This is a genomic window from Heyndrickxia acidiproducens DSM 23148 (genome assembly GCF_000374345.1).
In the GTDB taxonomy this organism is placed as follows: domain Bacteria; phylum Bacillota; class Bacilli; order Bacillales; family Bacillaceae_C; genus Weizmannia; species Weizmannia acidiproducens.
In genome coordinates this window covers 24,080-31,212 of the sequence record NZ_KB894018.1, presented here as the reverse complement: position 1 = coordinate 31,212, position 7,133 = coordinate 24,080, and the positions used below count along the sequence as shown (strand labels likewise).

The 7,133-nt window shown below is 42.0% G+C and carries 7 protein-coding genes; 2 read left to right on the top strand and 5 right to left on the bottom strand.

The features are described 5' to 3' along the window. The 3 genes from C232_RS19880 to C232_RS0114530 all read right to left on the bottom strand — a co-directional run. On the bottom strand, nt 1-135 hold a 135-nt coding region (locus C232_RS19880), incomplete at its 3' end, for a T7SS effector LXG polymorphic toxin (protein ID WP_155891588.1). Nucleotides 136-139: 4 nt separating this feature from the next. Next, nucleotides 140-424, bottom strand: a complete 285-nt coding sequence (locus tag C232_RS0114535; protein WP_018664879.1) for a DUF5344 family protein — start codon at nt 422-424, stop codon at nt 140-142. 2 nt (nt 425-426) lie between these two features. Next, entirely contained in the window at nt 427-777 is a 351-nt protein-coding gene (locus C232_RS0114530; protein WP_018664878.1) for a YwqH-like family protein, read from the bottom strand. A 1,356-nt stretch (nt 778-2,133) separates the two neighbouring features. Here C232_RS0114530 and C232_RS0114515 point away from each other — a divergent pair. Together C232_RS0114515 and allB are read left to right on the top strand one after the other, a co-directional pair. Continuing rightward, nucleotides 2,134-3,579: an NCS1 family transporter gene (locus tag C232_RS0114515; RefSeq protein ID WP_018664875.1), complete on the top strand. Its 1,446-nt coding sequence runs from the start codon at nt 2,134-2,136 to the stop codon at nt 3,577-3,579. Continuing rightward, nucleotides 3,569-4,966, top strand: coding sequence for an allantoinase AllB (gene allB, locus C232_RS0114510; RefSeq protein ID WP_018664874.1), 1,398 nt, complete (start codon nt 3,569-3,571; stop codon nt 4,964-4,966). The genes C232_RS0114515 and allB overlap by 11 nt, the downstream gene beginning before the upstream one ends. A 265-nt stretch (nt 4,967-5,231) precedes the next feature. Here allB and C232_RS0114500 read toward each other — a convergent pair whose 3' ends face one another. Beyond that, nucleotides 5,232-5,951 carry a UTRA domain-containing protein gene (locus C232_RS0114500; RefSeq protein ID WP_018664872.1) on the bottom strand — a complete coding sequence of 240 codons (720 nt, stop codon included), beginning with the start codon at nt 5,949-5,951 and terminating at the stop codon, nt 5,232-5,234. Nucleotides 5,952-6,224: 273 nt separating this feature from the next. Beyond that, entirely contained in the window at nt 6,225-7,031 is an 807-nt protein-coding gene (locus C232_RS0114495) for a transporter substrate-binding domain-containing protein (RefSeq protein ID WP_018664871.1), read from the bottom strand. Between the last annotated feature and the right edge of the window lie 102 nt (nt 7,032-7,133).

Sequence of the window (7,133 nt, the reverse complement as noted above, 5' to 3'; positions counted from 1 at the left end):
TTTAAACGCATCTTCCATGTTCACAAACGCATCAATTGCCTGCTGGAGGTCCGCGATTTGATCAGATTTCTCCTTTAAAGCACTTTGCGTATCCGTGACAACTTGTTCAAATAACTGCACATCAAGAATTTTCATTGTGTCACCTGCTCATCGCCTGGCCTTCAAAACCTTTTTCCAATTGCTCATCATATTCCTTCATAGCATGAACTGCTTTTTTGGCTGCCGCTTCATTTTTCAATGTGACAGCCTGGTAGGCAGTGAGCAAGTTATCCAGTTTTTGATTCAAGTGGTCAAGATGTTGAAGGGACGATAAATGATTCGAACCACTGTCACCCATTGATTTTGAACTATCCAGGTTTTGTGCGTTTGATCGGATATTTGCGAGTAATTTTTCAACCGTGTCAAATTGAATTTTGACTTCCATCGTCACACCTCTTTTTTGCGCATTTTTACGATTTCAGCTTGGATGGATTTCTCAATCTGTGTGTTTTCAGAGGCAAGCTGGCTGATTTTCCCGTCCAACAGTTGAAGGGCCGTGTTGATTTGTTTTTCAGTAGCTTTATAGCTTCCAAGGAGTTCGTTTTTTCTTACTGCCTGGAACTGCTTCGCCAGCTGTCCCTGCCAAGTGGAGGCGGAAAGGGCGGGCTGGAGGCAGAGCTGTTCTTTCTCTGCCAGTGCGTGCTTGGATTCCAAAAGTTCCTTTTTGCTTTTTTTCAGGCGTTCCAGTTCTTCCTGGTTCCTTGAAAGCTGCAGATTCATAAGTGGAATGGCACTCATGTTCACACCCCTATTTCCGTAAAACTGATTTGGTTTTATTATCCAGCACAGTGGAAACACTGTCAATTTGGTGAATGGAGGCCCATAGGTAAATAGAAACAGAAGGTGGGGGAGCGGTGCAGAAGTGTATGCTTATTCGCGGTCTAATTTAAATCTTTTTAAGTAAATATATTCCAAATTATGGTTATAAGATAAAGCATTGGTTTTAAATAGGATATTCGAAATTGTTATTTTCCAATCTTTCATTAATTATGGTGAAAGGCATACAAAAACTTCCAGTGACCCTTCATTTATAAAACTCGATATATTTCGGTCGGTGACAGCACTCCCCCTATGAACGACCGCGATCGTGGTTTTTCTTCCGGCTCGGGCTTTCATTATCCTTATGAACGACCGCGGCCATGGATTTTCTTCCGGCTCGGGCTTTCATTCCACTTATGAACGACTGCGATCGTGATTTTTCTTCCAGCGCGGGCTTTCATTTCCCTTATGAACGACCGGGATCATGAATTTTCCTCCACCGCGGGCTTTCACTCCACTTATGAACGACCGGGATCATGAATTTTCCTCCAGCGCAGGCTTTCATTTCCCTTATGAACGACCGTGACCATGGTTTTTCCTCCAACTCGGACTTTCATTCCCCCTATGAACAACCGCGATCATGGTTTTCCTTCTGGCGCGGGCTTTCATTATCCTTATGAACGACCGTGACCATGGTTTTTCCTCTAGCGCGGGCTTTCATCCCCCTTATGAACGACTGCGATCGTGATTTTTCTTCCAGCGCAGGCTTTCATTTCCCTTATGAACGACCGTAATCATGAATTTTCCTCTAGCGCGGGCTTTCATCCCCCTTATGAACGACCGGGATCATGAATTTTCCTCCACCGCGGGCTTTCATTCCTCTTATGAATGACCGCGGGCACAGTTTTTCTTCTTGCGCAGGCTTTCACTCCCCTTATGAACGACCGTGATCATGGATTTTCTTCCAACGCGGGCTTTCATCCCCCTTAGGGTTAAAAATTTTTCGGATAATGGCACCCCAATTATCTAATCCTAATCCGTTTTCGTGTTTATCCATATTTTAAATTATGTCAGATTACCTAACATAAAAATTAAAAAATCTGGCAAATTCACCTTCATTTTATTTATTTCGAATAATAAATAGATCAAGAATTGTACAAAAGCACTAATGAAAAACGGTTTATCCTCTGTTATATTAAGTATAAACATAGCATTCAATGTAATATTACATAACATCAAAAAGGAAGTGACCTCCTGTTTCCTTCATCATTATTTAATCGTTCCAATTTTAAAAAGAGAAAGGTGCAAAAAATCTATTGATTAGGAGCTGATGCAATGGCTACTCAATTGGAAAGTAATGAAAGTGCTTATCCGCATGTGGAGATGAAGGCTGGTATGGATCGCTCCCTGAGCCCAAAGACAGATGCGGACAGAACAGTTGGCCCTTTGAATTATATTTTTATGTGGATTGGTGACGGGGTGAATATTGGAAACATTACGCTTGGTGCAAGTTTAGTCGTTGCGGGGATGGCGGTTTTAAACATATATCAAACTTTTGCTGCGGCATTGATCTCCATTGGGATTATTTCAACCATCTTTTCATTGAATGACAGATTAGGATACAAAACAGGGATTCCGTACGTTGTCCAGCTGAGAATGTCCTTCGGCGTAAAAGGTTCAATTTTAACATCGCTTTGCCGCGGGATACCGGCCATTGTCTGGTACGGATACCAGAGCTGGATTGGCGGCACCGCTTTAAATGAAATTGCCAAAATTACGACCGGCGGAGCTTTTGACAATGCAGCTGTTTGCTTTATCGTGCTCCAACTGTTTCAAATCGCGCTTTCTCTTTACGGCTTTCATGCGATTAAGTGGGTTGAGACCCTGACATCAGTCGTGATTTTAGCTGCGCTTTTCTATGTGTTCAGCATTCTTCTCACTTCCCATAGCGATATGATTGCAAACAAATGGATACATACAAAAGGATCGTGGGGACTGCCCTTCTTTGCTTTTATTATGACGTTTATGGGTAATTATGCCGCCATCTTTTTAAGTGCAGCAGATTATTCAAGGGAGTTAAAAGCAGGGATCAGCCATGCAAAAAGAAGATTATTATATTTTATTCCGATTTTTATCGCATACGGATTTGCCTTAACGATTGGTGCCATGCTTGCTTCTGCTACCGGTATTACAAATCCTGTAAAGGCCTTTGCCGTTGTGGTCGATAATCCCTATATTACATTCTTTGTGTCTGCTTTTATCGTGATTGGGACCGTTTCAGTGAATATGGTTGCCAATATTATTCCGCCGACTTACGTGATTACATTACTTACGAAACTAAAGTTTAAGTATGCTGTCACCATTACAGGGCTGCTTGCTTTTGCATCTTTTCCATGGGTGCTTGTCCAGGATTCTTCAGCAAGGGGCCTTAACATTTTCATTTTAACTTACTCAGCCTTCTTAGGGCCGATTGTAGCCATTCTATTGATTGAGTACTACATATTCCGAAAACAAAAGGTGAATATCGCCGACTTGTACGCGGAAGACGGGCCGTATTCCGGCTATAACCCTGCGGCTGTCATATCTTTATTCATTGGCGCAGCTGCTGCATTTGTAAAAGTAGAACTGGCATGGATCATCGGTTTTGTTACGTCTGGTTTAGCCTATATGGTTTTATCAAAATATGCGTTTCCAAATTCGAAATTTAAAAAGGATACGATCTTTCAAAACGTGGACGATTTAGAACCATATCACAGGGAGGGGATTCGCAATGAAATATGATACGCTTATTAAAAATGGAAAAGTCGTTTTTGGAAATGGTGTAAAAATCGCTGATATTGCCATTCAAAATGGTAAAATTGCTGTGATTGCGGAAAAAATTGAGGAAACGGCCGAACAAGTTTATGATGCCTCAGGCCAATATGTGATGCCGGGAATGGTCGACACACATGTGCATATTTGCGAACCGGGGCGGACAGAATGGGAAGGATTTGAAACAGGGACAAAGGCACTTGCCGCCGGGGGAACCACAACTTATGTGGATATGCCTTTAAACGCGCTGCCTGCCACCACAACAAAAGATGCCTTAGAAAGAAAACTTGCCGCTGCTGCCGGAAAAAACTATATGGACTACGCCTTGTACGGCGGATTAGTCCCGGATAATCTCAATCACTTAAAAGAGCTTTCCGATTGCGGCGTTGTCGCTTATAAGTGTTTCATGGCCAGCTGCGGGACCGATTTACCGGGGGACTTTAAAAATGTAGATGATTACACGCTTTATACCGGGATGAAAAAATTAGCCAAGCTGGGCCATATTTTATCGATTCATGCAGAGAATGCCGCCATTACCGACTGGTTAGCAGAAGAGATGATGAAACAAGGCAAAACAAGTCCAACCGATTATGTTGCAACCCGGCCTGTATGTACAGAAGTGGATGCCATCAAGCGGGCGCTGTATTTTGCGAAACAAACCGGGTGCAAGTTACATTTTGTGCATGTCAGCAGTGCGGAAGGTGTGGAAGAAATTACGAAAGCGAAAAATGAAGGCCAGGATGTCACGCTTGAGTCATGCCCGCATTACTTTACAATCACAACAGCCCAATTTGAAAAAATCGGCCCGCTTGCAAAATGTTCCCCGCCTTTACGCAGTGAAACGGAGCAGGAAAAACTGTGGGAAGTGTTCAAACAAGGAAAAATCGATATGTTGACATCAGACCATTCCCCTTGCCCGCCTGAAATGAAGTACAGTGAAACCGGTAATATTTTTGAGGTATGGGGCGGCATAACGGGATGCCAGAATAATGTCGATTTGATGTTTAACGAGGCTGTCAAAAAGCGCGGTATTCCAATTACACAATTCACCCGGATGATTGCAACAAATCCTGCTGAACGTTTTGGCTTAAAATCAAAAGGGGAAATTGCACTCTCGAAGGATGCGGATCTCATATTTCTTGACCCCAACCGGTCATACACGGTAAGTGCGGAAGACCTCTATTACCGCCACAAGCACAGTCCGTATATTGGCAGAAAAATTGATTGCCGGGTGACCAAAACTTTTGTACGGGGACAGCTGGTATTTGATCTGGATGGCGGCGGTATCACAAGTGAGCCGGTTGGAAAATTGATCCGGTCAGCGAAGGAATCAGGCTATACTGCAGTACCGTCATAAAATGCCTAAAAGGATCAGGCTCTTTTCGGGAGCCTGATCCTTTTTTCTTGTCCAATAATTTGCCACCGTACAATATCAAATTCAGCTACCCGCAGCAGGAGACATGTGGAGCATTTTTAAAAGCCTTTATAGATTCACGTTATGGCTTCGGTGCAAAATTTATTTTGATCAGGCAGGCCGCAAACATTTTTTAAGTGCTCGTTTCAGAGTATATAACAGAAATCCCAACACCGGCCTTTTCTTCTATTCCTGTGATTCCGTGCCATCATCCTTCAATAATAAAACTTACGCGGTTGACATCGTAGTAAAGCCATGAATGATAGACAGGCTCATCATATTGATTAAACTCAGTTTTATCCACTTGATAAACGGGGTCGCTTATATTGCAGCCCAGATGCCCGGCGATTGTCTCATCGGCCAGTAAAACATTTAATATTTTATAGTTCCTTTTTAAAACAATGCCATATTTTTTGCTCAGGAGTTCATGAATAGAGGTCCTGTCATCAATCCCCGACTCCAAATTTTCAAAGCTTTTGACAGGATAACTACTGACTTCATAACCAAGCGGGGCACCGTTGACGTACATAATTCGGCCAAGCCTCAGAATATCACTCCCCTCCGGAATCGATAAACGTTTTGCGATGAGAGAAGGGCATGGCGCCACTTTTTTTAAGACAATTTTTCGTTCCGGCTTTTCTCCGATTGATTCAATATATTCCGTGTATCCATCTGCTGTTATTAAACTTCTTTTTATTTTTCCGCCGTTAACAAATGTCCCTTTTCCCTGCTTACGAACCAGGTAACCATTGTCAACCAAATCCTGCAGGGAACGCCTGATTGTAACCCGGCTGACCCCATACTCTTCACAAAGCTCGCTTTCGGAGGGGATGCGGGAACCATCCATATAAGTGCCCTTATGAATTTCATCGATAATTTTTCTCTCAATTTGGATATAAAGTGGATAAATATTATCTTTACTTAACATCATCTCATCACCAACCGTCAGTATCGTTAAAGTTATTATACTATTTCTTTTTGCCTCTTGGATACTGCTGCCGGATTAACTGTTTTTATCCGATTACAAAAAAGAAAAATGGGCAGCGGGCGTATATACGCCGCTGGCCCACCAGAATTCAAAGCGAATATCGTAACGGTATCAAGATTATACAATACATGCGCCCGTACCACGGATAACGAAATGATTTTAAAACTAAAACCAAGCCTGGCACAGGTTAAAAACTACTTACTTCTATATGGATTATTTCACATATTTCACTTGACTTAATAACCATTCTTGAAATTGGGGTTTATATTTTACAGCGACAGAGTTGACAGCATCTTTTAAATCCTGGCTCGTATGGTTCGGCATTGCGATCGCCGCTCCGGCTGTGTTGTCACTGTACTTCATATTGGTTTGGATGAGTGAAGGATTCGACTTAACCAACAGAGCCGCTTGAGGTACATCAACAAGCATGGCATTCACTTTTTTATGCGCAACGGCCAGGGCAAGATCTGTATTTTTGCCAAATAACTTCAGCTTTGCATTTGGAAATTGTTTTTCCATTACTTGTTGCTGGGTTGAAGAATTAATAACTGCAACTGTCGCATTTTTAAAAGCAGACGCTTTCTGATATTTGCTGAGTTCATCTTTTCTCACAACAAAGACGTTTGTACTTTTAAAATATATTTTTGAAAAGTCGGCTGCTTTTTCCCGCTCGGGCGTCGGGCTCATTGACGAGACGACCATGTCTACTTTTCCGCTCTGCAATGCGGGAAGCAGACCGTCAAAATCCATATCTTTTATCTCGTATTTTACACCCAGCTTCTTTGCAATCTTCTTTACCAACTCAATATCGGCACCCTTTAGTTCATTTTTCCCATTATTACTGTAATGAAATTCATACGGAGGGTTTGTAGCGTTCATACCCACAACAAGCGTTCCTTTTGACTTGATTTTTTCCAAACTTGACTGTTTTTTTCCGTTGTCCCCACATCCTGCCAAAGAGAATAAAAGAATACATCCCAAAACCAAATTCGAAAGAAACCAAAACACCTTTTTTCCCACCAGAATCCCTCTCCTTTTCCCAATGTACTATCCATTATTCAGATAGTAGAAATACATATTAGTATGTTATATCTTTTTCATAAATTAATAATATATTCAAAA